The following is an 895-nucleotide window of genomic DNA, read 5'->3' as shown; positions in this document are numbered from 1 at the left end:
GGAAGCCGTTGTCCAATACGCGGCTGTATGTCATGGATGATCGGCTCAGGGAGCAGCCGATCGGGGTAGCCGGAGAGCTGTGCATCGCGGGAGCGGGCTTGGCGCGCGGCTACCTGAACCGCCCGGAACTGACGGAAGAGAAGTTTGTGCAGCATCCGAACGGAGAGCGGCTGTACCGGACGGGAGATTTGGCGAGATGGCTGCCGGACGGCAACCTGGACTATTTGGGCCGGATTGACGAGCAGGTGAAAATCCGGGGCTACCGGATCGAGCTGGGCGAGATCGAGGCGGTTCTGCAGCGACACGAGCAGGTGAAGGAAGCGGTAGTGATTGCGCGTCAGGATAAGGGAGCGGATTCCTATCTGTGCGCGTATGTGGTTGGTCACGGCAAGCTGGAAGCAGCGGAGCTTCGCCGATATGTGGGAAGCCAACTGCCAAGCTACATGGTGCCGGCGTTCTTCGTAGAATTGGCCGAGGTGCCGCTGACGCCGAACGGGAAGGTGGACCGGAGAGGACTGCCGGAGCCGGAGCGGAGCGCTATGGGAGGCGAAAGCTATGTAGCGCCGCGGACGGAACTGGAAGCGAAGCTGGCGGAAATCTGGCAAAGCGTTCTTGGCTTGGATCGGATCGGAGCGAGGGATCACTTCTTCGAGCTGGGCGGTCATTCGCTAAAGGCGACGATGCTGGCGGCGCGGGTATACAAGGAGCTGAACGTGAACCTGCCGCTGCGGAGCATCTTCGAAGCGCCGCGGCTGGAGGAGCTGGCAGAGCGAATCGCGGAGCAAGAGGAAAGCAAATACGCATCGATCGAGCGGACGGAGGAGCGGTCGTATTACCCGGTATCGTCGGCGCAGCGGCGGATGTATATCCTGAATCAGCTGGAAGGCGCGCAGAC

Annotated in this window: 1 protein-coding gene; it reads left to right on the top strand. The window is 61.7% G+C overall.

Annotated elements, in window-relative coordinates:
* Positions 1-895: non-ribosomal peptide synthetase (locus K0T92_RS24555; protein WP_219875265.1), on the top strand; the 895-nt coding region annotated here is incomplete at both ends.

The sequence above is a fragment of the Paenibacillus oenotherae genome (genome assembly GCF_019443105.1).
GTDB lineage: Bacteria > Bacillota > Bacilli > Paenibacillales > Paenibacillaceae > Paenibacillus_Z > Paenibacillus_Z oenotherae.
This window is presented reverse-complemented; position numbering and strand designations above follow the sequence as displayed.